The sequence below is a fragment of the Streptomyces sp. LX-29 genome (assembly GCF_029541745.1).
GTDB lineage: Bacteria > Actinomycetota > Actinomycetes > Streptomycetales > Streptomycetaceae > Streptomyces.
In genome coordinates, this window is sequence record NZ_CP089746.1 from 3227941 (window position 1) to 3250101 (window position 22161).

The following is a 22161-nucleotide window of genomic DNA, read 5'->3' on the forward strand; positions in this document are numbered from 1 at the left end:
CCGGCCACCGAGCGGCTCCCGGTGTGGCTCGGCCGGATCACCACCGACCACGGCGGAGCCGGGGCCGGCCCCGGCGCCGGACCGGGACCCGGCCCCAACCCCGGCTCCGGCGACCGGCTCCGCGAGACGTGCCTGGTCCGCGCTGTCCGCACCGTCCTTCGCCCGAGGTAGGGCTAACCCCACCATGAAGAGACCTACCGGCTCCATGGTCCGAGGAGTCGCGCTCCGCCACGCTGGACACAGCCTGGAGATCATGCCAGCGAGGAACCAGTTGCGGAGGACGGACAGGACATGGCCAGCGCATACGGACCGGAGACCAGAGTGGAGTCCCGCAGTGGGGTGCACGCGGTGCTGCGCGCGCCGTTCGAGGGCCGTGCCTGGCGCGAGTTCCTGTACCTGCTGCTGAGCCTCCCGATGGCCCTGGTGTCGTTCACCTACGCGATCACGACGCTCTCCCTGGGCGTCGGGCTGCTGATCACCTTCCTCGGCATCCCGGTGCTGGGCATCGCCCTGGCGGGCTGCCGCGGTCTCGGGGTCTTCGAGCGGGTGCGGGCCCGTGCGCTGCTCCGGCTGGACGTCGCCGAGCCGGAGCCGGTGCGGGTCGCGAGCCGGAAGAAGGGCTCGGGCGGGGTCATCGGCTGGGTGGTCGCGCTGCTCAAGAGCGGCACCTCCTGGCGCCATGTGCTCTACGCGATCCTTCACTTCCCCTGGGCGATATTCGGCTTCGTCGTCTCGGTGACGCTGTGGACGCTCGGCTGGACCATGCTCACGTACCCGCTGTGGAAGTGGACCCTCCCGGAGTACGGGAACCAGCCCGGCATCCAGCTGTACGGCAACGAGGACGGCACCGAGAACATCTACCTCGAAACCCCCTTCGAGGCCGCCCTGACCTCGGCTGGCGGCGCGCTGCTGGTGCTCGCCTCGCCCTGGCTGTTCCGCGGGCTGACCGCGGTGGACCGGCTGCTGGTCTCCGGGCTGCTGGGGCCGTCCCGGCTGGCGACGCGGGTGTGGGAGCTGGAGTCGGATCGGGGGACGGTGGTGGACACCGCCGCCGCCGACCTGCGCCGCATCGAACGCGACCTCCACGACGGAGCCCAGGCCCGCCTCGTCGCCCTCGCCATGGACCTCGGCCTCGCCAAGGAGAAACTCCTCGAAGACCCCGAAGCCGCCGCCCGCATGGTCGACGACGCCCACGGCGAAGTGAAACTCGCCCTCCAAGAACTCCGCGACCTCGCCCGCGGCATCCACCCCGCCATCCTCACCGACCGCGGACTGGGCCCGGCGCTGTCCGCCGTGGCGGCGCGCTGCACGGTCCCGGTGCACGTCACGGCGGACCTCCCGGAGCGACCCGCCCCGGCGATCGAGGGCATCGCGTACTTCACCGTGTCCGAGCTGCTCCAGAACGTCAGCAAGCACAGCCGGGCGCACCGGGCCACCATCGACGTGTGGCGGGCCGAGGGCCGGCTGATGCTCCAGGTCACGGACGACGGAGTGGGCGGCGCCGTCCTCGCGGGCGGTGCGGGGCTGGCCGGGCTGGCCGAGCGGCTCGACGCGGTGGACGGCATTCTCGTCGTCGACTCGCCGCCGGGCGGCCCCACCGCGATCACCGCGGAGCTGCCCTGGCGCGGCTGAGTCGCCGCCCGCTCTCGCCGCCCGTCCTCACCGCCCGCCCTCATCGTCCACCTCCGCCGCTCCCGCCGCCCCGCCCGTCGCCCACCCTCTTCCCCCCCGTCGGCCACCTTCGCCCCCCGTCGCCCGCGCCCGTTCCCCGGCGCGGGTGACGGGGTTGTCCACAGCCGGCCGTCGCGCCACGCAGGCTGTCCACAGGGTGCGCGGGCCCTGGGGGAATCCTGGAATGCTGGACCCACGAACCGTTGACGTGGGGGTCAGAAGATCGTGGAGGACAAGGTGCGGGTGGTCATCGCCGAGGACTCGGTGCTGCTTCGGGAGGGCCTGACCCGGCTGCTGACCGACCGGGGGCACGAGGTGATCGCGGGCGTGGGGGACGCCGAGGCGCTGCTCGCCTCGATCAAGGAGCTGGCCGCCCAGGGGGAGCTGCCGGACGTGGTGGTGGCCGACGTTCGGATGCCTCCGACGCACACGGACGAGGGGGTGCGGGCGGCGGTGCGACTGCGCCGCGACCACCCGGAGCTGGGCGTGCTCGTGCTGTCGCAGTACGTGGAGGAGCAGTACGCGACGGAGCTGCTGGCCGGCAGCAGCCGTGGCGTCGGCTATCTGCTCAAGGACCGGGTGGCGGAGGTCCGGGAGTTCGTGGACGCGGTGGTGCGGGTCGCCAGCGGCGGCACCGCTCTGGACCCCGAGGTGGTCGCCCAGCTGCTGGGCCGCAGCCGTAAGCAGGACGTGCTGACCGCGCTCACCCCGCGCGAGCGCGAGGTGCTGGGCCTGATGGCGGAAGGACGGACGAATTCCGCCATCGCCAAGCAGCTCGTGGTCAGCGACGGAGCCGTCGAAAAGCACGTCAGCAACATCTTCCTCAAGCTCGGCCTCTCCCCGAGTGAGGGCGATCACCGCCGGGTGCTCGCGGTGCTGACGTACCTCAATTCCTAGGAAGCCCGGACCTGACGTCACATCAGGTCCGCGGAGAGATCCTTGCTGGTAGAGCGCGAGTCGTAGAACCAAAGACCGATGGGGGAGAGCCGCTGGATAAGGGACCACGGGGCGACCAGAGCGCAACAAAGCGTGACAAAAAGGTGTCCGATACGGGCGTCCATCATGTGATCTATTCAGGGATGGACACCCTTACCGACGTACGATGGCCATGGGACAACCGGTCGGCACCGACTGTCCACAAAGCGTCGCCTCTAGGGAGGTCCGAAGCAGTGACCAGCCAGGTCAGTAGCCCGGCCGAGCAGGCCGAACCAGCCGAGCAAGAGGGCGAGCACACGCTCGTCGGGGGCCAGCGGCAACCGGATGGCGCAAAAGAGGTCCGCCGTCTGGATCGGGTGATCATCCGGTTTGCCGGTGACTCGGGTGACGGAATGCAGCTCACGGGTGACCGGTTCACCTCGGAGACGGCGTCGTTCGGCAATGATTTGTCCACGCTGCCGAATTTCCCGGCCGAGATCCGGGCGCCCGCCGGGACGCTGCCGGGCGTGTCGAGTTTCCAGTTGCATTTCGCGGACCACGACATTCTCACGCCTGGTGACGCGCCGAATGTGCTGGTCGCGATGAATCCGGCCGCGCTGAAGGCGAACATCGGGGATCTGCCGCGCGGCGCGGAGATCATCGTGAACACCGACGAGTTCACCAAGCGGCCGATGGCCAAGGTGGGGTACGAGACCAGTCCGCTGGAGGACGGGTCGCTGGACGCCTACCGGGTCCATCCGGTGCCGCTGACCACGCTGACGATCGAGGCGCTGAAGGACTTCGGGCTCAGCCGGAAGGAGGCCGAGCGCAGTAAGAACATGTTCGCGCTCGGGCTGCTGTCGTGGATGTACCACCGGCCCACCCACGGGACCGAGGAGTTCCTGCGCAAGAAGTTCGCGAAGAAGCCCGCGATCGCGGAGGCGAACGTCGCCGCCTTCCAGGCCGGCTGGAACTTCGGCGAGACCACGGAGGACTTCGCCGTCTCCTACGAGGTCGCCCCCGCCACCTCGGCGTTCCCCGCCGGCACCTACCGGAACATCTCCGGGAACCTGGCGCTGTCGTACGGCCTGGTCGCGGCCTCCCGCCAGGCGGATCTGCCGCTCTACCTGGGGTCGTATCCGATCACCCCGGCCTCCGACATCCTCCACGAGCTGTCCAGGCACAAGAACTTCGGCGTGCGGACGTTCCAGGCGGAGGATGAGATCGCCGGTATCGGCGCGGCGTTGGGGGCGGCGTTCGGCGGCTCGCTGGCGGTGACCACCACCTCCGGTCCGGGCGTGGCGCTCAAGAGCGAGACCATCGGTCTCGCGGTGAGCCTGGAACTGCCGCTGCTGATCGTGGACATCCAGCGCGGCGGCCCCTCCACCGGCCTGCCCACCAAGACCGAGCAGGCGGATCTGCTCCAGGCGATGTACGGGCGCAACGGCGAGGCGCCGGTGCCGGTGGTGGCCCCGGCCACCCCCGCGGACTGCTTCGACGCCGCCCTGGAGGCCGCGCGGATCGCGCTGACCTACCGCACCCCGGTGTTCCTGCTGTCGGACGGCTACCTGGCCAACGGCTCGGAGCCCTGGCGCATCCCCGAGGTGGAGGACCTGCCGGACCTGCGCGTGCAGTTCGCCACCGGTCCCAACCACACCCTCGACGACGGCACCGAGGTGTTCTGGCCCTACAAGCGCGACCCGCAGACGCTGGCCCGCCCCTGGGCGGTGCCGGGCACGCCGGGGCTCGAGCACCGCATCGGCGGGATCGAGAAGCAGGACGGCAGCGGGAACATCTCCTACGACCCCGCCAACCACGACCACATGGTGCGCACCCGTCAGGCCAAGGTCGACGGCATCGCCGTGTCCGACCTGGTGGTCGACGACCCGAGCGGGGAGGCGCGGGTCCTGGTGCTCGGCTGGGGCTCCACCTACGGCCCGATCACCGCGGCCGTCCGGCGCATCCGGGCGTCGGGGGGCGTCATCGCGCAGGCGCACCTGCGCCATCTGAACCCGTTCCCCGGCAACCTGGGAACGGTGCTGGCCGGTTACGACAAGGTGATCGTGCCGGAGATGAACCTGGGTCAACTCGCCACCATGATCCGCGCCAAGTACCTGGTGGACGCCGAGTCCTTCACCCAGGTGCGGGGCCTGCCGTTCAAGGCGGAGCAGCTCGCGACCCACCTCGCGGAGGTTATTCAGCACAGCCTCAAGGAGGCCATCAATGACTGAGACGATGGAAGGGACCTCGGCCTTCGAGGCGCTTTCCCTGGTGCCGAAGGCGGACACCAAGCAGTCCATGAAGGACTTCAAGTCCGATCAGGAAGTGCGCTGGTGCCCTGGCTGCGGTGACTACGCCATCCTCGCCGCCGTCCAGGGCTTCATGCCCGAGCTCGGCCTGGCGAAGGAGAACATCGTCTTCGTCTCGGGCATCGGCTGCTCCTCCCGCTTCCCGTACTACATGAACACCTACGGGATGCACTCCATCCACGGCCGCGCCCCGGCCATCGCCACCGGGCTGGCCAGCTCGCGCCGGGATCTGTCGGTGTGGGTGGTCACCGGTGACGGGGACGCCCTCTCCATCGGAGGCAACCACCTCATCCACGCGCTCCGGCGCAATGTGAACCTCAAGATCCTTCTTTTCAACAACCGCATCTACGGACTGACCAAGGGCCAGTACAGCCCGACCTCCGAGGTCGGAAAGATCACCAAGTCCACGCCGATGGGCTCGCTGGACGCCCCGTTCAACCCGGTCTCGCTGGCCATCGGCGCCGAGGCGTCCTTCGTGGCCCGCACGGTCGACTCCGACCGCAAGCACCTGACCGAGGTGTTGCGTCAGGCCGCCGCCCACCCCGGCACCGCGCTGGTCGAGATCTACCAGAACTGCAACATCTTCAACGACGGAGCCTTCGAGGTCCTCAAGGACAAGGAGCAGGCTCAGGACGCCGTCATCCGGCTGGAGCACGGTCGCCCCATCCGCTTCGGCGCCGACGGCGGCAAGGGCGTGGTGCGCGACCCGGCCACCGGCGACCTCAAGGTCGTCGCCGTCACCGCCGAGAACGAGGCGGACGTCCTGGTCCACGACGCCCACGCCGCGTCCCCGACCACCGCCTTCGCGCTGTCCCGGCTGGCCGACCCCGACACCCTGCACCACACCCCGATCGGTGTGCTCCGCAGCGTCGACCGCCCGGTGTACGACACCCAGATGGCCGACCAGCTCGACGCCGCCATCGAGCAGCACGGCAAGGGGGACCTGGCCGCTCTGCTCGCGGGCAACGACACCTGGACGGTCGTCGGCTGACACCCGTCGACGCCCGCGCACATCCCGTGGGCGAACCCGTAGCGGACCCGCGCACCTCGCGCGGGCCCGAACGCCGAGGGGCGCCGGGCCACACCCGACGCCCCTCGCCCTTTCGGCGCGCCCTTCACCGTGCCGGCCTCGCCCCTTCGCCACGCCCGCCGTCCAGACGCCTCGCCTTCCGTGGCACCGCCTTCGCTCGCCGCCTGCCTCCCCCGCCGGCTCACCCTCTCCCCCTCGCCGCCGCTCCCCCTCGCCTCGTCGCTCGGTCGCGCGCCGGGTCCCGGTCGTGGGGCGACCGCGCCGCCCCTCGGGACGCTCACCGGATCGGGTCGACCTGCCCGGCGCCGTGCCGCCTCGGTCGGCCCGGGCGAAGCGGCTCCTCGGGGACGGCGGGGTCGGCGTCCCGCGACACCGCCGTCTCGGCGGCCCGCTCAGCGATCATTCGTGCCAGGGGCTCGGGCAGCCAGCTCGCACCGCCCCGCGGCGCGTCCTCGGGCAGCGCCTTGTCGAGCCGGCGCGCGGTCGGCCGCCGGGCCGGGTCCTTCGTCAGGCAGTCGCGCAGCAGGTCGGCGAGGTGTCCGTCGAGGGCGTCCACGCCCTGGAGGTCGGCCGCGCCGTACACGGTGCGGTGCAGCACCGCGTCGACCGCGCCGGTACCGAACGGCGGGCGGCCGGTGGCCGCGTAGGCGAGCAGGCAGCCGAGCGCGAAGACGTCGCTGGCCGGCCCGACCTCCGTGGCGCGCGCCTCGGCCTGCTCCGGCGCCAGGAAGCCCGGAGTGCCGACGATGACGTCGCTGGAGGTCATCGAGGTCAGGGGCGTGCCGAGGACGGGGCCGGCGGACTCGGTCCGCGGGTTCTCCCAACCCCGCGCGATACCGAAGTCGATCAGCCGCGGGCCGTCCACGGCCAGCAGCACGTTGCAGGGCTTCACATCGCGGTGGACCAGTCCCGCCGCGTGGACCGCGTCCAGCGCGCGGGCCAGCCGCTTGCCCAGCACGCGCACGCTGCGTACGGGCAGCGGCCCGTGTGCGGCGACCGCCTCGGCCAGGGAGGGGCCCGGCACGAAGACCGTGGCCAACCAGGGCTCGGCCGCGTCCGGGTCGGCGGCGGTGACCGGCACCGCCCAGGGGCTGCTCACCCGACAGGCGGCCGCGATCTCCCGGCGGAAGCGGGCCCGGAACTCCGGCTCGTCCGCGTACTCGGCCTGAATGACCTTGATCGCCACCAGCGTGCCGGCCGGCGTACGGCCGAGGTAGACCACGCCCATGCCCCCCGCGCCCAGCCGCCCCAGCAGACGGTGGCCGGCGACCCAGGTGGGGTCGGAGGGAAGCAGCGGCTCGGTCACGACCGGGCCTCCCGGGCGCTCCGGGCCGCGAGGCGGATCGGTGGGGCGGCGCCGTTCCCCGGGGCGGCGCGCCTCGTTCGATCGGGGGCCGGGCAGGCCGCGTTCCGCGGGCGCCCTCGCGGGGCGGGGACGGTGTCGGCGGTGGTGGGGCGCCGACCGCGCCTGGCCCAGCCGCCCGTTCTCTCGTACTCCACGAGACCCCCACAGCGGGTCCTGCGTTCCCCGGGTGTTGTGCCGATGGTACGGGCAGGAGCGTGAACCGGTCCCGTACGAGGAGTGATCGGTCCTCCTGACGCGGCGCGTCGGGCGGGGCGCGATGCGCCGCGCGACACAGGTGTCATGACCGTATGCCGATATGGAAATGACATGAGTCGTCCACGGCGCTACCTTCGACGAGTTGCCACGCTCAGGGGAGGACATGTGAAGCCGCAGAACGAGCAGCGCGCCGGGCTCGCGTACGGCTTTGCCGCGTACGGCATGTGGGGGCTCTTCCCGCTGTACTGGCCGCTTCTGGAACCCGCCGGCGCCGCCGAGATCCTCGCCCACCGCATGGCGTGGTCTCTGATCGTGGCCGTCGGCATCGTCGTGGCGCTGCGCCGCTGGTCGTGGATACCCCAGCTGCTGCGGCAGCCCAAGCGCCTGGCCTCCATCGCCCTCGCGTCCTGCGTGATCTCCCTCAACTGGGGCACCTACATCTGGGGCGTCAACTCCGGCTACGTCGTCGAGACGTCCCTCGGCTACTTCATCAACCCGCTCGTCAGCATCGGCTTCGGCGTGCTGCTGCTGCGGGAACGGCTGCGCCCGGCGCAGTGGACGGCCGTGGGCATCGGCCTCGTCGCCGTGGTGGTCCTCGCCGTGGGATACGGCAGGCCGCCGTGGATCGCGCTCATCCTCGCCTTCAGCTTCGGGACGTACAGCCTGGTCAAGAAGCGGGTCGGGCTGGACGGGCTGGAGTCCTTCGCCGCCGAGACCTCGATGCAGTTCCTGCCCGCCCTGGCGTTCCTGCTGTTCACGGGCGCCCAGGGCGACACGACCTTCGCCGGCGAGGGCGTCGGCCACGCCTTGCTGCTGATGGCCACGGGCGCGGTGACCGCGGTCCCGCTGATCTGCTTCGGCGCGTCGGCGGTACGGCTGCCGCTGTCGACGATCGGCCTCATGCAGTACCTCGCCCCGACCTCCCAGTTCGCCCTCGGTCTGCTGGTCTTCCACGAGTCGATGCCGCCGGAGCGGTGGGCGGGCTTCGCCCTCGTGTGGCTGGCGCTGACGCTGCTGACCTGGGACGCGCTGCGCACCGCGCGGCAGGGGCGGTTGGCGCGGGCACGGGCCCGGGCGGAGGCGGAGACCAAGGCCGCCGCCGACGCGACCGTGGCGCCGGCGGTTACGGCCACGGCCACGGCCGCAGCCACCATGGACACCGCCACGGCCGTGACCGGCACCGGCGCCGCCGACCCCGCGGCGTCGCGAACCGCCCCCTAGCGGATAGCCCACCCGTCATAGGGATCGATATCCGGCAAGCCGTGTCCGATTCCCGTCTTGACGCGGACACAACCACACACGGAGCATCAGCTCACATCACTCAGCTCCGCAGCTTCGCCGATCGACCGCTCCTCGCTCCACCCACCCTCCCCACGGGCACGTGCACCACCTTTCGTCACGTTCATTCCGTCCTCCCACCGTTCGGAATTCGGAGCCCCCCATGACACCTTCCGCGCCCCTGCGCACCCATCGGCCCACCCCGCGAAGATCGCTGATACGCCGTGCCGCCGGTGCGGCCGTCGCCGCCGGTGCGGTCGCGGCCCTGGTCGCCACCGCCGCGGTGCCCGCGAACGCGAACCCGGCCGCCTCGGCGCCCGCGGCCCAGGCCGCCCCCGCCGCCGCCCCGGACATCCCGGTCGCCAACGTCAAGGCACACCTGAACCAGTTGCAGTCCATCGCCACCGCCAACGGCGGCAACCGCGCCCACGGCCGGGCCGGTTACAAGGCGTCGATCGACTACATCAAGGGCAAGCTGGACGCCGCCGGATTCACCACCACGGTGCAGCAGTTCACCTCCAGCGGCGCCACCGGCTACAACCTCATCGCCGACTGGCCCGGCGGCGACCCCGACCAGGTGGTGTTCGCGGGCGCCCACCTGGACTCCGTCACCAGCGGCCCGGGCATCAACGACAACGGCTCGGGTTCGGCGGCCGTGTTGGAGAACGCGCTGGCCGTGGCCCGCGAGGGCCTGAAGCCCAAGAAGCACCTGCGGTTCGGCTGGTGGGGCGCCGAGGAGCTCGGCCTGGTCGGCTCCCGCTACTACGTGAACAACCTGCCGACCGCCGAGCGTTCGAAGATCTCCGCGTATCTGAACTTCGACATGATCGGCTCGCCCAACCCCGGCTACTTCGTCTACGACGACGACACGCAGCTGGAGTCGCTGTTCAAGGACTGGTTCGCCGCCAAGGGCGTGCCGACCGAGATCGAGACCGAGGGCGACGGGCGCTCCGACCACGCGTCGTTCAAGAACGTCGGGGTCCGGGTCGGCGGCCTGTTCACCGGCGCCAGCCGGTCCAAGACGGCCGCCCAGGCCCAGAAGTGGGGCGGGACGGCGGGCCAGGCGTTCGACCGCTGCTACCACTCCTCCTGCGACACCATCAGCAACATCAGCGACACCGCGCTGGACCGGAACAGCGACGCCATCGCGCACGCCGTGTGGACGCTCGCCGGGGACGGCGGCACCACCCCGCCCGGCGGTGACGTCTACGAGAACACCGCCGACGTCGCCATCCCGGACAACGGCTCCGCGGTGGCCTCGCCTCTCTCCGTCACCGGGCGGACCGGGAACGCCCCGTCGAACCTCCAGGTCGGCGTGGACATCAAGCACTCCTGGCGCGGCGACCTCGTCGTCGACCTGGTGGCGCCGGACGGCACGGCCTACCGGCTGAAGAACTCCAGCGGCTCGGACTCGGCGGACAACGTGATCGCCACCTTCACCGTCGACGCCTCCAGTGAGACGGCCAACGGCACCTGGCAGCTGCGGGTGCAGGACATCGCCGCGCAGGACACCGGCTACATCGACAGCTGGAAGCTCACCTTCTGAGCCCTGTCGAGCACCGACCGGCCCGATCAGGCTGAGTGATCACGTCGCCCGCGGGCGTGCGTCGTTCCATGCCCGGCCGCCCTCCCTCGGCCCCCGGCCGCGGCTCCCTACGTCACCCTCCCCGGGCCGCGCTCCTCGGCACCCTCCCCAGGTCACCCTCCCCGGGCCACGCCTCCTCGGCGCCCTCCCCCGGTCACCCTCCCTCGGTCGTGCCGTCCGGGTCGTGGTGGCGCGCGCGCAGGGCGCGCACCTTGTGTCGGTTCCCGCAGCGCCGCATCGAGCACCAGCGCCGCTGGCCGGGGCGCGAGGTGTCGACGAAGAGCAGATAGCAGTCATCGGCCCCGCACTCGCGTATGCGGTGGGCGTGCGGTCCGGAGAACAGCTCGACGGCGTCGCGCGCCACCGTGGACAGCAGCTGGGCACCGGTCGCGGGCCGCGCCCAGCCGCGCTCGGCATCGCCCTCCAGCACGGGCGCCAGCGGCGGCGCCGCCGCGGCCTCGTTGACCACCGCGACGTCGGCGGGGCTCACGGCGCGCCCGTGCGCCCGGTCGGCGGTCAGCCGCCACAGCGCGTCCCGCAGCCGGCGCGCGGCGGTCAGGTCGGCCGCGGTCACCACCGTCTCGGGCGTCGGACGCAGCCGGCTGCGCGTCACCCAGTCCACGAGGTCCGCGGGCTCATGCAGCGACTCGTACCGGGCGAAGGCGGCGGGGCCGCCGGTGACCAGCAGCTCCAGACACAGGGCGCCCGGGTCGAAGTGGTAGGGCACCCCTTCGGGTGAGTGAAGGACCAGACCCATTGCATGCTCGACCATGTAACCACTATAACTGGTTACGCGCCCCGGCAGGGGGTGCACCGGACACTCCGACCGACGGGGGAAGCGATGGCACTGCACTGGAAGCTTGTGATCGACGCGGCGGACCCGCACCGACAGGCCGTCTTCTGGGCGGAAGCGCTCGGCTATGTGGTGGAGGACAACAGCGCGCTGATCGAGCGCCTGCTGGGGTACGGCGCGATCAGTGAGGACCTGCTCACCGAGTTCGAGGGGCGCCGCGCCTGGCGGGATCTGGTGGCGGTGCGGCACCCGGACGATCCGTTCGACGCGGAGACCGGCACCGGTCTGGGGCGGCGCATCCTCTTCCAGCGGGTGCCCGAGCCGAAGACGGTGAAGAACCGACTCCACCTGGACCTGCACGGCGCACCGGGCGAGCGGGAGGCCGAGGTGAGACGGCTGGAGGCGCTGGGCGCCACGCTCGTCCGGCACGTCAAGGAGCCGGGCGGCGAATGGAGCGTGCTGACCGACCCCGAGGGCAACGAGTTCTGCGTGCAGTAGCGCACGGGCCGGTCAGCTGTTGACGTCCCGCGCCGTGAACCGCGCCCAGGCCGCGGAGCCGAACACCGCCGCGTACAGCCCCTGGAGGCTGAGGTTCTTGACCACCTCGTCCCAGTAGACGGGGTCGCGCAGCAGGTCGGCGAAGCTGAGCCAGTAGTGCGGGAAGAGGTAGGGGTGGACGACGTGCAGCTGCGGGATGGTGTCCACGATCTGCACCGTGATCAGCAGTCCCACGGTCGCCGCCATGGCGGCGATGCCGCTGGTGGTGAGCGTCGAGATGAACAGGCCGAGCGCCGCGATGCCCACCAGTGAGGCGGCGACGACGCCCGCGACGCCCAAGGCCCGCAGCAGTCCGTCCGCGAAGGAGACCCTGGTGCCGGAGATCAGGGTGACCTCGCCCAGCGGGAAGAACGCGGCACCGACCGCCAGCGCGGTGACCGCCACCACCAAGGTGGCGGCCAGGCAGAACACCAGCACGGAGAGGAACTTGGCGAGCAGCAGCCGGGTGCGGCCGGCGGGGGCCACCAGCAGATAGCGCAGCGTTCCACCACCGGCCTCACCGGCGATGGAGTCGCCCGCGATGACACCGATCGCCATCGGGAGGAAGACCGGCAGCGTCGCGGCCAGGGAGGCGAAGACCAGGAAGAGACCGTTGTTGGTGACCTGGGCGATGAAGGCCGGGCCCTCGCCCTCTCCCCCGCCGCCCCCGCCGATGGTGCCGCCGTCGCTGGTCTCGATCTTCACCGCGATGCCGACCAGGATCGGAACGGCGGCGAGCACGCCCAGCAGCGCCAGGGTCCGCCAGCGTCGGAAGGTCACACCCAACTCGCTGCGGAAGAGCCCCAGTGACCACAGGGGGTTGGGCCGCACCCGCGCGGGGCCCGAGGGGCCGCGACCGGCGGGCCCGCCGGCCTCCCCGCCGACAGCCCCGCCGGTCCTCGGCGGGCGGACCGCCCCGGCCGCCGCTCCGTCCCCACCAACCCGTGACCGAGCCCGCGACTCCGCTCCCGCCCCCACTCGTGACTCAGCCCGTGACTCAGCCCGCGACATCGAAGCCCTCCCCCGTCAGTGCCACGAACGCGTCCTCCAGCGAGGCCCGTTCGGTGCCGAATTCCCGCACCCGTACCCCGGCGCGCACCAGGGCGGCGTTGACGTCCGCCAGGTCCGGCGGGTCTGCCGTGGGCAGCTCCCCGGTGACCCGGTCGTCCACGACCACCAGGTCCGTCACGCCGTGCTCCTTGAGCACGCGGATCGCGTCGGCCGGGTCCGGGGTGGTGACCCCCAGCCGTCCACGGCTGGCGGCCACGAGCTCGGCGACCGTGCCCTGGGTGATGAGCCGACCCTGGGCCATGACCGCCGCATGCGTGCACACCTGCTCGATCTCGTCCAGCAGATGGGAGGAGAGGAAGACCGTGGTCCCGTCGTCGGCCAGCTCCCGCACCAGGGTGCGTATCTCCCGCATGCCCTGCGGGTCCAGGCCGTTGGTCGGCTCGTCCAGGATGAGGAGTTCCCGTGGTTGCAGCAGAGCGGCGGCGAGTCCCAGGCGTTGCTTCATCCCCAGCGAATAGGCGCGCGCCTTCTTCCAGGCCGCGGCCGCCAGTCCGACCCGGTCCAGCGCCGCGGCGACCCGCGCGGCCCGAGTGCTCGGGTCGGCGGTGGGATCGGCGGCGTCGAACCGGAGCAGATTGTCCCGGCCGTTCAGGAAGGGGTACAGGGCCGGGCCCTCGATCAGGGCGCCGACTCGGGGCAGCACGCTGCGCGCGGCGCGCGGCATCGGCTCGCCCAGCAGCCGTGCCCGGCCGGAGCTGGGTTCGATGAGCCCCATCAACATGCGGATGGTGGTCGTCTTCCCCGACCCGTTGGGCCCGAGGAACCCGAAGACGCTGCCGCGGGGCACGGACAGGTCCAGCGCGTCGACCGCGAGCTGTCCCCCGCGGTATCGCTTGGTGAGCCCGCGCGTCTCGACCGCGGCGTCGCGGCCCGCGGCGGTCGACGCCACGGGCGGGTCCTCGACGGACGGCTGGTCCACGAGCTCTCCTTCGTCGTGGTGCGGTTCGTGGCGCGGCGGGACGCGGCCGGGGACTGCCCGGCCGCGCCCCGCCGCACGCGGTTCGTCGGTGTTACTTGGCGGCGTTCGCGGCGTCGACCAGGGCGTCCTTGTCGACGGCTCCGACGAACACCTTGCCGTCGTCGGTCATCAGGGCGTTGACCAGGCGGGTGCTGAACACCGTGCCGGAGCCGAAGTCCCCCTTGACCTTGCTGCCCAGGCCGCTGAAGAGGTCGGCCGCGGCGCCCTCGTCGCCCGAGAGCTCGGCGTCGTCGGGCAGGGCCGGGGCGCCGCCGGGGAGCTTGAGTTCGGCGATCGAGCCCCAGCCCTCGCCGATCACGTTCAGCCCGGAGAAGTCGGCCGCGGCGTCCTTGCTCCAGGCGTCGTCGGCCCCGTGTGCCCCGGCCTCGCGCTCCAGCTCGTCCTGCTCGGTGACCTTGGCGCCCTTGGGCGGGGTGAACTCGAAGCTGCTCGCCGCCGGCTTCCCGAAGTCGACCTTGGTGAAGCCGACATCGACGACCGCCTTGCCGCCACTCTTCGGGTTCAGGGTGAGCTTCAGCGGCACGCCGTTGTCCGCGTCGACGGCTATGCGCACCGAACCGATCGTGGAGCCACCCTGCTTGGGCTCGATGAGCAGCTGGTAGGCGTCGCGACCGGCGACCCTGGCGGTGCCGTCCACCGATACCTCGGTGGTGTCGTCCACGGCGGCCAGCGCCTGCTTGGCCAGCTCCTGGGGCGTGACGTCCTGGAGGCCCTCGGGCAGCTTGTGCTCGCCCTCGGCGTCCTTGTCGGCCGCCTCCTTGGGCGCCTTGGCGTGGTAGGCCGTGTTGCTGGCGCTGTCGTACGCCCACACCTCGCCGGCGTTGTGGATCAGGCTGTACTCGGCGGCGTCCTCGAGGATCGACACCCGCTGCCGCTCCGGCCCGTCGACGGCCACCCGCAGCGTGTGCGAGCCGGACGCCAGCTCGGGGAGCTTGGACTCGGGGCTGGCCGACGCCCCGCCGTCCGAGGCCCCGCCGCCCAGGCTCATGCCCCCGGGAATCGAGGGGAGGCCGAGGTCGGTGGTGATCTTCACCGAACCGGACAGCCGCTGGGCGTCCGAAGCGGCGATCTTGCCGATGAGCTCTTCGGCCGAAATCTTCGGCAGGTCGGGGTCCCCGCTGTCGGCGAGCGCCGGGACCAGCCCGATCGTGGCCGCGGCCACGCCGGCGATCGCGGCCGGGACTGCGTACCGAACGGCCTTGTGACGCCGGACGGGACGCTCGTCGTCCCAGAAGTCGTCGTCGGGGGCCTGTGCCGGTCGGATCCGTGCCATGGGTGCTCTACCTCCGTGGTCGGCGGCGGTTGTCAGCTCTGCACTCGTCCACCTCTCGGGCCATTGTCGCCCGATCCGCCGTGTGGTGGTGCTTTCATCCCACCAAACGGGGCCGCCCGACGCGTCAGACCGCGGGATCAACTTCGTGTACTGCTGCGGTATGAGGCCGGGTCACCACGCGGTGGAACCCCTAGGGGACAGCGGACCGATGCCGTGCACACGCATCCGGCGGAGGCTCAGCCCCGTCGCGCGCGCCCCAACACGCGTGTCCCGGACGGTCGCACGCCGGGTGCCGCCCCGGCCGGAACGGCGCGGCGGCGGGTGGACGGGGCCGGTCGGCACCGTCGGGGCCGTGCCCCGGGTCGCGGCTCAGCCCGCGCGGTGCACCACCGCGTCGCACAGGCCCTCCAGCGCGGCCTTGGCCGGACCGGCGGGCAGCGGGGCCAGCATGGCGCGGGCCTCGGCCGCGTAGCGCACCGTGTCGCGCCGCGCCTGCTCCAGCGCCGGGTGGACGCGCAGCCGGCGCAGCACCTCGGCGAGCAGGGCGTCGTCGGTGAGGTCGCCGTCCAGCATCCGGCACAGCTCGCGGTCCTCGGCGGAGCCGCTCGCCTCGGCCTGGGCCCGCAGCCGCAGCACCGGCAGCGTGGGGATGCCCTCGCGCAGGTCGGTGCCGGGCGTCTTGCCCGACTCATGGCTGTCGCTGGCGATGTCGAGGACGTCGTCGGCGAGCTGGAAGGCGGTGCCCAGGCGCTCGCCGTACTGCGTGAGGATGTTGACGATCGCCTCGTCGGCGCCGGCCATCATGGCGCCGAACCGCCCGGAGACCGCGATCAGCGAGCCCGTCTTGCCGGCGATCACGTCCAGATAGTGGTCGATCGGGTCGCGTCCGTCGCTCGGCCCGGCCGTCTCCAGGATCTGGCCGGTGACCAGCCGCTCGAACGCCTCGGCCTGGATCCGGACCGCCTCCGGACCCAGGTCGGCGAGGATGTGCGAGGCGCGGGCGAACAGGAAGTCGCCCGTCAGCACCGCCAGCGAGTTGCCCCAGCGGGCGTTGGCGCTGGGCACGCCGCGGCGCACCTCCGCCTCGTCCATCACGTCGTCGTGGTACAGCGTCGCCAGGTGCGTGAGCTCCACCACCACGGCCGAGGGGACCACCCCCGGGGCGTGCGGGTCGCCGAACTGCGCCGCCAGCATCACCAGCAGCGGCCGGAACCGCTTGCCACCCGCCCGAACCAGGTGCTGGGCGGCGTCCGTGATGAACGGGACGTCGCTCTTGGTGGCCTCCAGCAGGCCCTCTTCCACGGCCGCCAGTCCGGCCTGGATGTCGGCTTCCAGAGTCTGGTCCCGCACGCTCAGCCCGAAGGGCCCGACGACGGTCACGAGGGGTACTCCTGTCTGCCTACGATCACGCGGAATGTCGATGTGTCGCTGTCTCCACTAAAAGGCAGCGTATCCGGTCGAGGATCGATCATCGTGGGCGCCTTCCCGGCTTGTGCGCCCTCTCACTTCCGCTACCGCGTAGACGGGCTTCCACCCCTGGTTTCCGATGTGGCCCACATCACCCGCGCATCGCCGCTCGCTCAGCCGTGCGCGGCCGCCACCGCCCTCGCCAGTCGGGGCGAGGCGTACTCGGTCCCGCACACGAAGCGCATGATCGGGCCGAAGCTCGCCGCGGCCGGCAGCCCGGTGAAGTACAGCCCCGGCACCGACGAGCCGTACCCGGCGTCCAGCCGCGGCCCGCCCGCGCTCACCGCCACCCGGGTGCGCAGTTCCGGGCCGAGGAAGCCGAGCGCGGAGAGATCCATCCGGTATCCGGTGGCGGCCAGCACATGGTCGCCGGAGACCTCGCCGACCCGGCCGCCGCCTCCGAGCCGCAACACCGGCCGACCGTCCTCGACCGCGGCCCGCGTGATCTTCACGCCGGCGGTGACCCGCACCTTGCCCGCGAAGCGCTCCCGCAGCCACCAGGCGCCGAGCGGCCCCAGCACCCGCCGCACCAGGAACTGTCGGGCGGGCGCGGGCAGATGCCGGAACGCCTCCGCGTGGTACGAGAACGCGTACAGCGACCAGGCCCGGCCGAACGGCGACTCGGGCCGCAGCCGCGGCTGCCGGTCCGGCGGCGCGCCGAAGGCGACCGCGCCGCGCCGGCGCGCCACCACCCGCACCGTCGCCCCCGCCTCGGCCAGCAGCACCGCGCTCTCCAGGGCCGACTGCCCGGCGCCCACCACCACGACCTCGCGCCCGGCGAAGCGCCGCAGGTCACGGTGTTGCGAGCTGTGCGAGACGGGGCCCGTGGGCGAGGGGCCGTCCGGCGCCACGGCGGCCAGTTCGGGGGGCAGATGGGCGAGCCCGGTCAGCCCGGTGGCGACCACGACGGCCCGCGCCGCGCACTCCTCACCCGAGTCCAACTTCAGCTCGAAGCGGCCGCCCCGCCCGCCGGGCCGGTCCACCGAGACCACCCGCACCTGCTCCAGCTCCGGCACCAGCCGCTCCTGGAACCACAGTCCGTAGGCCGCGAAGGTCTCGACCGGGATGACGTCCCAGTCCGACTCGTACCGCACCCCTCCGGTCTGCAGGCAGTAGTCGAGCAGCGTGTGCCCGGGCTGCGGCGCGTCGATGCTGGAGGCGGCCGGCGTCGACTTCAGCAGCATCCCGGCCGGCATATGGGAGCGCCAGCTCACCATCGGCGCGCCGAAGACGCGGACCGGAATGCCGCGCGCCCGCAGATGGGCGGCGGTCGACAGGCCGAATGGACCGGCTCCGATGACAGCTACAGGATCGCTCACGAGTCCCCTCCCCAGGACGGTTTCCGTCACAGACTCGCGCCCGAAGCCCGCGGGCCCCTCCAGCGTGGGGTCACAGCCTCCTGGCGCGCCACATTTCGTACAGATGCCTCGCTCCCGGCCGGACAAACCGCGCGAGCATGGTGAAGAACGGCTTGAGGTCGTCGCGCGCCAGCCAGGCCAACTCCGTGCCGGTGGCGCGCGCCGGCGCGTGCGGGGTGGTGTAACCGCTGCGCCGATAGGCCAGCATGGCCGGCAGGTCGATGTTCTCGACCATGAAGCGATGGCCGTCCCGCTGTTCGGCCTCGGGAACCTTGCGCCCGGTCAGGTCCAGGTGTTGGGCCCGCACCACGTCGATGCCGGCCTCGTTCTCGAAGAGCCGGAACTGCGCGCCCATACGGGGATTGAAGTCGAGCAGCTTGTACCGGCCGTCGCGGCGGTCGAAGCGCCAGTCGAGGTCGACGATCCCGCTGAAGCCGATCCGCTTGATGAACTGGGCGGCCATCTCGGCCAGTTCCGGGTTGTCCACCACGTACGCGCACGCGGTCATGCCCGCGTGCGGCGGCCAGGAGCGCACCTTCACGCCGGTGAACAGGGCGAGCGGGGTGGACTCGGCGTCGAAGTAGGCGTGCACGACCCAGTCCTCGGCGTGCTCGCGCGGCAGATACTCCTGCAGGATGACGCCGGGGCGAGGTCCCCAGGTGCGGGCCAGGGCCAGCAGCTCGCGCGGACCCTCGATCCGGGTGGTGCCGCCGACGGCCGGCTGCCGGCGGCGCTCGAACGCCGCCCGGTTCTTGGCCACCAACGGGAAGGTGGCCTCGGCCGCGAACTCCGCCACCTCGGCGTACGAGCCGGGGAAGACCGCCTCCGGGGACGGCACCCCGTGCTCCACGCACAGCTCGTACAGCCCCTGCTTGCTGGCCAGCCGGCGCGGCAGCCCGGGATCGACCCGGGGGAGGAGGAAGTGGTCGGCCAACTCCGCGGAGTGCTCCGCGATCAGGACCGCCGCCTCCTCGTCGGTGGGGATGAGAACCGCCGGCCGCCCGATGCGCCGGCCCACCCGCAGCAGGCCCTCCACCAGCAGCTCCGGCCGTTCGGTGCCGGTGGTCGGCCAGACGAAGGCCCGCTCCAGATAGCGCGAGACGGCGGCGGGGGTCCAGCGGTCCTCGGTGATGGCGTACATCGGGATGCCGATCCGGCCGAGGCTGCGGATCGCCCCGACCCCGCCGTGGTGCAACGGGTAGTCACCGATCTTCACGATCAGGCTGGGCACGGTCCGGTCCGCCGTGAACGGCACCTGGCTGCTCGCCACCAGTCCCCCTCGGTCACTCCAGCGCAGTGGCCCCCCCACTGAGCGTGACCCGACTAAGGACGCTACTTGGGAATGTCAGATTCCAGCAAGGACTATCGGGACATTGCCAGCTCTTTAGCCTCCAGTCGCCACAGGTCACCCGGGCGTCGCCGCGTCGTAGTCTGTGGCCGGCCCCCACATCCGGTACGTCACTTCCATAGGCACCCGGCCATACGGCCACCCCGGCCACGAGGAGAAGGCGAGGCAGCCCCATGCCGCGACAGAGCCCGCTCGACCTGCCCCAGGACCACCCCTTCGGGCCGCACAACCTCCCGTACGGCGTGTTCAGTACCGACGGTTCCCCGGAGCGGCGGATCGGAGTCCGCTACGGCGACCATGTGCTGGACGCCGGCGCCGCGGCCGCCGCCCACGGCTCGCCCCACGCCGAGCTGCTCAGCCGGCCCCTGCTCAACCCGCTGCTCGCCGCCGGCCGCCCGGTCTGGCGGGAGGTGCGCGCCCAACTGCGCGCCTGGCTCACCGACCCGGCGCACCGCGCGACCACCGAGCCGCTGCTGCGCCCGCTGGACGAGGTCGCCCTCCACCTGCCCTTCGAGGTCGCCGACTACGTCGACTTCTACGCCAGCGAACACCACGCCACCAACGTCGGCCGGATGTTCCGCCCGGACGGCGAGGCGCTGACCCCCAACTGGAAGCACCTCCCCATCGGTTACCACGGCCGGGCCGGGACGGTGGTGGTCTCCGGGACCCCCGTGGTGCGCCCGCTCGGCCAGCGGCTGCCCTTCTCGGAGACGTCCCCGGTGTTCGGCCCCACCCAGCGGCTGGACATCGAGGCCGAGGTCGGCTTCGTGGTCGGCACGCCCACCACCATGGGCGAGCGGGTGCCGCTGACCGCCTTCCGTGAGCACGTCTTCGGCGTGTGCCTGCTCAACGACTGGTCCGCGCGGGACGTCCAGAGCTGGGAGTACCGCCCGCTCGGTCCGTTCCTCGGCAAGTCCTTCGCCACCTCCGTGTCGGCCTGGATCACCCCGCTGGACGCCTTCGACGCCGCCCGCACCAGCCCTCCGGAGCGGGACGAGCCGGTGCTGCCCTACCTCGACGACTCCGCCGACGAACCGGGCGGGCTCGACATCCACCTCGAGATCGCCATCAACGGCCACCCGGTGGCACATCCGCCGTTCTCCACCATGTACTGGACGGCCGCGCAGCAACTGGCCCATATGACGGTCAACGGCGCCTCGCTGCGCACCGGCGACCTCTACGGCTCCGGCACCGTCAGCGGCCCGCTCCCCGAGCAGCGCGGCTGCCTGCTGGAGCTGACCTGGTCCGGCCGTGACCCGCTGGAACTCCCCGACGGGAAGCGGACCTTCCTGGAGGACGGCGACGAGGTGCGGCTGACCGCCTGGGCGCCGGGGCCGGACGGAGTGCGAGTGGGCCTCGGCGAGGTGCTCGGTCGGGTCGTTCCGGCGACTGACTGAATCCCACCGCTGCTGCTACCTTGACGTGTTCCCGCTCACGAACCGAGGGAGAAGAGAACGTGCGCAAGGCAGCACAGATCACGGGGGCGGCACTGATCGCCGCTGTGCTGGTGACCGGTTGTTCCAGCAGTGACGACGGTGGCAAGAAGAAGAAGGACCCCGTCGGCGGGCAGCAGTCCGGCGCGCCCACGGGTGAGAACGGCGGAGGCGGCGGTGCGGACGTCACGGCCGCCGACCTCAAGGGCGGCTGGACCACGGACGCCACCCACGCCGACGACGGTCTGCTGATCCTGTCCGTCGCGGAGAAGACCGCGATGCTCTTCGGCAAGACCTCCTGCACCGGCACGGTCGCGGACGAGTCCAAGCCGGTGACGCTCAACTTCACCTGCAAGGACGGTGCCAGCGACTACACCAAGGGGACGGTCGAGAGCGCCGACGGCAAGACGCTCACCGTCGCCTGGGCGTCCGGCAAGAAGAGCACCTTCAGCAAGTCCGTGACCCCGAGCGGCATGCCCACCGGGCTTCCGACGGACCTGCCGACCGACCTGGACATCCCGACGGACCTGGATGTGCCGACGGACCTGGACGTGCCGACCGGGCTCGACCTGGGCTGACCCGGACACTTCGGTGCGGGTGCGCCGACACTGGCGCACCCGCACCCGGCGTACGGCCGGAACCGCTACCGCTCACTCACCACGACACGCACTCACCTGGGGCCTTCGAAGGTCTTGCCCTCGATCTGCTTCCAGTCGTCGTGGCACTTCAGGCGCAGGGGCTTGTGCTCGATCCGGCAATGGGTCTCAAAGAGCTTCTCATGCGTCGTGATCACGGCGACCCGCAGCTTGTGATCCGACTTCAGGCTGAGGTCGATGTCGCAGGGCGTCCCCTTGATCCCCTTGTCCCAGAGCTTGTGCCAACGCACCCAGTCGCGTCCGTGGTCGTCGCTCTTGCCGTCATGGCCGTTCTTACCGTGGTCGTGGCCGTTCGCCTCCTCGTGGTCATGGAGAAGGGCGTAGGCGCGGTGGCTGTCGCCGCGGTCATCCCCGTGGCTGTCACCGTAATCGTGCTCGCGACCGTCGCTGTGGTGGTCACCGTGGTCGTCGCCGCGACTGCCGTGGTCGTCGCCATAGTGGTCGCCATGGTCGTCGCCACGACTGCCGTGGTCGTCGCCATAGTGGTCACCGTGGTCGTCGCCACGGCTGCCGTGGTCGTCGCCATGGTCGTCGCCACGACTGCCGTGGTGGTCACCGTGGTCCTCATGACCATGGCGAGTTCCAACGAACACGTCGTCGTCCACGATGACGCCGAGGAACTCACCCCACTCCCTGCTGGTGCTGTCGACGGCTTGGCAGCGGTGGTGGCCATAACCGTCGTCGACCGCGGGAGCGGCCGACGCGGCCGCAGGGAACATCGCCCCTGCTGCTATCACGGCCAGGGGGACCGCCAGCCTGGCGGCCGGGCGGCCGCGGCGCAGGGCCATGCTCGTAACTTCGGATCTCATTCGATGCTCCTTGCCTGTTCCGAAGCGTGGGAGGCGTTAACACGCGCTCCTAGGCATGTATCGGAAGGGCACGCCGAGCATCTTTACT

17 protein-coding genes and 1 pseudogene are annotated in these 22161 nt (G+C 71.8%); 9 read left to right on the forward strand and 9 right to left on the reverse strand.

All coding sequences use genetic code 11. The features are described from left to right. Positions 1–291: 291 nt before the first annotated feature. The 4 genes from LRS74_RS13795 to LRS74_RS13810 all read left to right on the forward strand — a co-directional run bounded on the left by LRS74_RS13795 (position 292) and on the right by LRS74_RS13810 (position 5886). Positions 292–1632 carry a sensor histidine kinase gene (locus LRS74_RS13795; protein WP_277741271.1) on the forward strand — a complete coding sequence of 447 codons (1341 nt, stop codon included), beginning with the start codon at positions 292–294 and terminating at the stop codon, positions 1630–1632. 276 nt (positions 1633–1908) lie between these two features. Next, the gene (locus LRS74_RS13800; RefSeq protein WP_277744746.1) at positions 1909–2568 is read left to right on the forward strand and encodes a response regulator transcription factor; all 660 of its coding nucleotides are present in this window, start codon (positions 1909–1911) and stop codon (positions 2566–2568) included. 272 nt (positions 2569–2840) lie between these two features. Further along, positions 2841–4817, forward strand: a complete 1977-nt coding sequence (locus tag LRS74_RS13805; protein WP_277741272.1) for a 2-oxoacid:acceptor oxidoreductase subunit alpha — start codon at positions 2841–2843, stop codon at positions 4815–4817. Further along, a complete protein-coding gene (locus LRS74_RS13810) occupies positions 4810–5886 on the forward strand; it encodes a 2-oxoacid:ferredoxin oxidoreductase subunit beta (RefSeq protein WP_277741273.1) in 1077 nt (358 codons plus the stop codon). The genes LRS74_RS13805 and LRS74_RS13810 overlap by 8 nt, the downstream gene beginning before the upstream one ends. A gap of 421 nt (positions 5887–6307) precedes the next feature. Here the strand turns inward: LRS74_RS13810 and LRS74_RS13815 are convergent. Beyond that, positions 6308–7231 (reverse strand): annotated as a pseudogene (locus LRS74_RS13815) (serine/threonine-protein kinase); the annotation flags it as partial. 420 nt (positions 7232–7651) lie between these two features. On the opposite strand from LRS74_RS13815, the gene rarD reads away from it, so the two are divergent. Continuing rightward, a complete protein-coding gene (gene rarD, locus LRS74_RS13820) occupies positions 7652–8707 on the forward strand; it encodes an EamA family transporter RarD (RefSeq protein WP_277741275.1) in 1056 nt (351 codons plus the stop codon). Between the two features lie 220 nt (positions 8708–8927). Next, positions 8928–10310 carry a M28 family metallopeptidase gene (locus tag LRS74_RS13825; protein WP_277741276.1) on the forward strand — a complete coding sequence of 461 codons (1383 nt, stop codon included), beginning with the start codon at positions 8928–8930 and terminating at the stop codon, positions 10308–10310. A gap of 193 nt (positions 10311–10503) precedes the next feature. Here LRS74_RS13825 and LRS74_RS13830 read toward each other — a convergent pair whose 3' ends face one another. Beyond that, entirely contained in the window at positions 10504–11121 is a 618-nt protein-coding gene (locus LRS74_RS13830; RefSeq protein ID WP_277741277.1) for a CGNR zinc finger domain-containing protein, read from the reverse strand. A gap of 69 nt (positions 11122–11190) precedes the next feature. Here LRS74_RS13830 and LRS74_RS13835 point away from each other — a divergent pair, with 69 nt between their 5' ends. After that, the gene (locus LRS74_RS13835) at positions 11191–11640 is read left to right on the forward strand and encodes a VOC family protein (RefSeq protein ID WP_277741278.1); all 450 of its coding nucleotides are present in this window, start codon (positions 11191–11193) and stop codon (positions 11638–11640) included. A 12-nt stretch (positions 11641–11652) separates the two neighbouring features. Here the strand turns inward: LRS74_RS13835 and LRS74_RS13840 are convergent, their stop codons facing one another. The 6 genes from LRS74_RS13840 to LRS74_RS13865 all read right to left on the reverse strand — a co-directional run bounded on the left by LRS74_RS13840 (position 11653) and on the right by LRS74_RS13865 (position 19097). Next, positions 11653–12690, reverse strand: coding sequence for an ABC transporter permease (locus LRS74_RS13840; protein ID WP_277741279.1), 1038 nt, complete (start codon positions 12688–12690; stop codon positions 11653–11655). Then, a complete protein-coding gene (locus LRS74_RS13845) occupies positions 12677–13639 on the reverse strand; it encodes an ABC transporter ATP-binding protein (protein ID WP_277744747.1) in 963 nt (320 codons plus the stop codon). Before LRS74_RS13845 ends, LRS74_RS13840 begins: the two co-directional genes overlap by 14 nt. 121 nt (positions 13640–13760) lie before the next feature. Next, the gene (locus LRS74_RS13850; protein WP_277741280.1) at positions 13761–15002 is read right to left on the reverse strand and encodes a sigma-E factor regulatory protein RseB domain-containing protein; all 1242 of its coding nucleotides are present in this window, start codon (positions 15000–15002) and stop codon (positions 13761–13763) included. Positions 15003–15371: 369 nt separating this feature from the next. After that, positions 15372–16382, reverse strand: a complete 1011-nt coding sequence (locus LRS74_RS13855) for a polyprenyl synthetase family protein (RefSeq protein WP_277741281.1) — start codon at positions 16380–16382, stop codon at positions 15372–15374. Positions 16383–16582: 200 nt separating this feature from the next. Continuing rightward, positions 16583–17788, reverse strand: coding sequence for an FAD-dependent oxidoreductase (locus LRS74_RS13860; protein WP_277741282.1), 1206 nt, complete (start codon positions 17786–17788; stop codon positions 16583–16585). A gap of 70 nt (positions 17789–17858) precedes the next feature. Beyond that, on the reverse strand, positions 17859–19097 hold the full coding sequence (locus LRS74_RS13865) for an ATP-grasp domain-containing protein (RefSeq protein WP_277741283.1): 1239 nt from the start codon (positions 19095–19097) through the stop codon (positions 17859–17861). A gap of 251 nt (positions 19098–19348) precedes the next feature. On the opposite strand from LRS74_RS13865, the gene fahA reads away from it, so the two are divergent. Together fahA and LRS74_RS13875 are read left to right on the forward strand one after the other, a co-directional pair. After that, a complete protein-coding gene (gene fahA / locus LRS74_RS13870; RefSeq protein ID WP_277741284.1) occupies positions 19349–20572 on the forward strand; it encodes a fumarylacetoacetase in 1224 nt (407 codons plus the stop codon). A 59-nt stretch (positions 20573–20631) separates the two neighbouring features. Beyond that, complete coding sequence (locus LRS74_RS13875; RefSeq protein ID WP_277741285.1) at positions 20632–21186, forward strand: hypothetical protein; 555 nt, start codon at positions 20632–20634, stop codon at positions 21184–21186. Positions 21187–21278: 92 nt separating this feature from the next. Here the strand turns inward: LRS74_RS13875 and LRS74_RS13880 are convergent, their stop codons facing one another. Further along, on the reverse strand, positions 21279–22073 hold the full coding sequence (locus tag LRS74_RS13880) for a hypothetical protein (RefSeq protein WP_277741286.1): 795 nt from the start codon (positions 22071–22073) through the stop codon (positions 21279–21281). Positions 22074–22161 lie beyond the last annotated feature (88 nt).

Coding starts and splice junctions, on each gene's coding strand:
- LRS74_RS13795 (WP_277741271.1), top strand. CDS start 292: ATGGCCAGCGCATACGGACCGGAGACCAGAGTGGAGTCCCGCAGTGGG.
- LRS74_RS13810 (WP_277741273.1), top strand. CDS start 4,810: ATGACTGAGACGATGGAAGGGACCTCGGCCTTCGAGGCGCTTTCCCTG.
- LRS74_RS13825 (WP_277741276.1), top strand. CDS start 8,928: ATGACACCTTCCGCGCCCCTGCGCACCCATCGGCCCACCCCGCGAAGA.
- LRS74_RS13830 (WP_277741277.1), bottom strand. CDS start 11,121: ATGGTCGAGCATGCAATGGGTCTGGTCCTTCACTCACCCGAAGGGGTG.
- LRS74_RS13835 (WP_277741278.1), top strand. CDS start 11,191: ATGGCACTGCACTGGAAGCTTGTGATCGACGCGGCGGACCCGCACCGA.
- LRS74_RS13840 (WP_277741279.1), bottom strand. CDS start 12,690: ATGTCGCGGGCTGAGTCACGGGCTGAGTCACGAGTGGGGGCGGGAGCG.
- LRS74_RS13850 (WP_277741280.1), bottom strand. CDS start 15,002: ATGGCACGGATCCGACCGGCACAGGCCCCCGACGACGACTTCTGGGAC.
- fahA (WP_277741284.1), top strand. CDS start 19,349: ATGCCGCGACAGAGCCCGCTCGACCTGCCCCAGGACCACCCCTTCGGG.
- LRS74_RS13880 (WP_277741286.1), bottom strand. CDS start 22,073: ATGAGATCCGAAGTTACGAGCATGGCCCTGCGCCGCGGCCGCCCGGCC.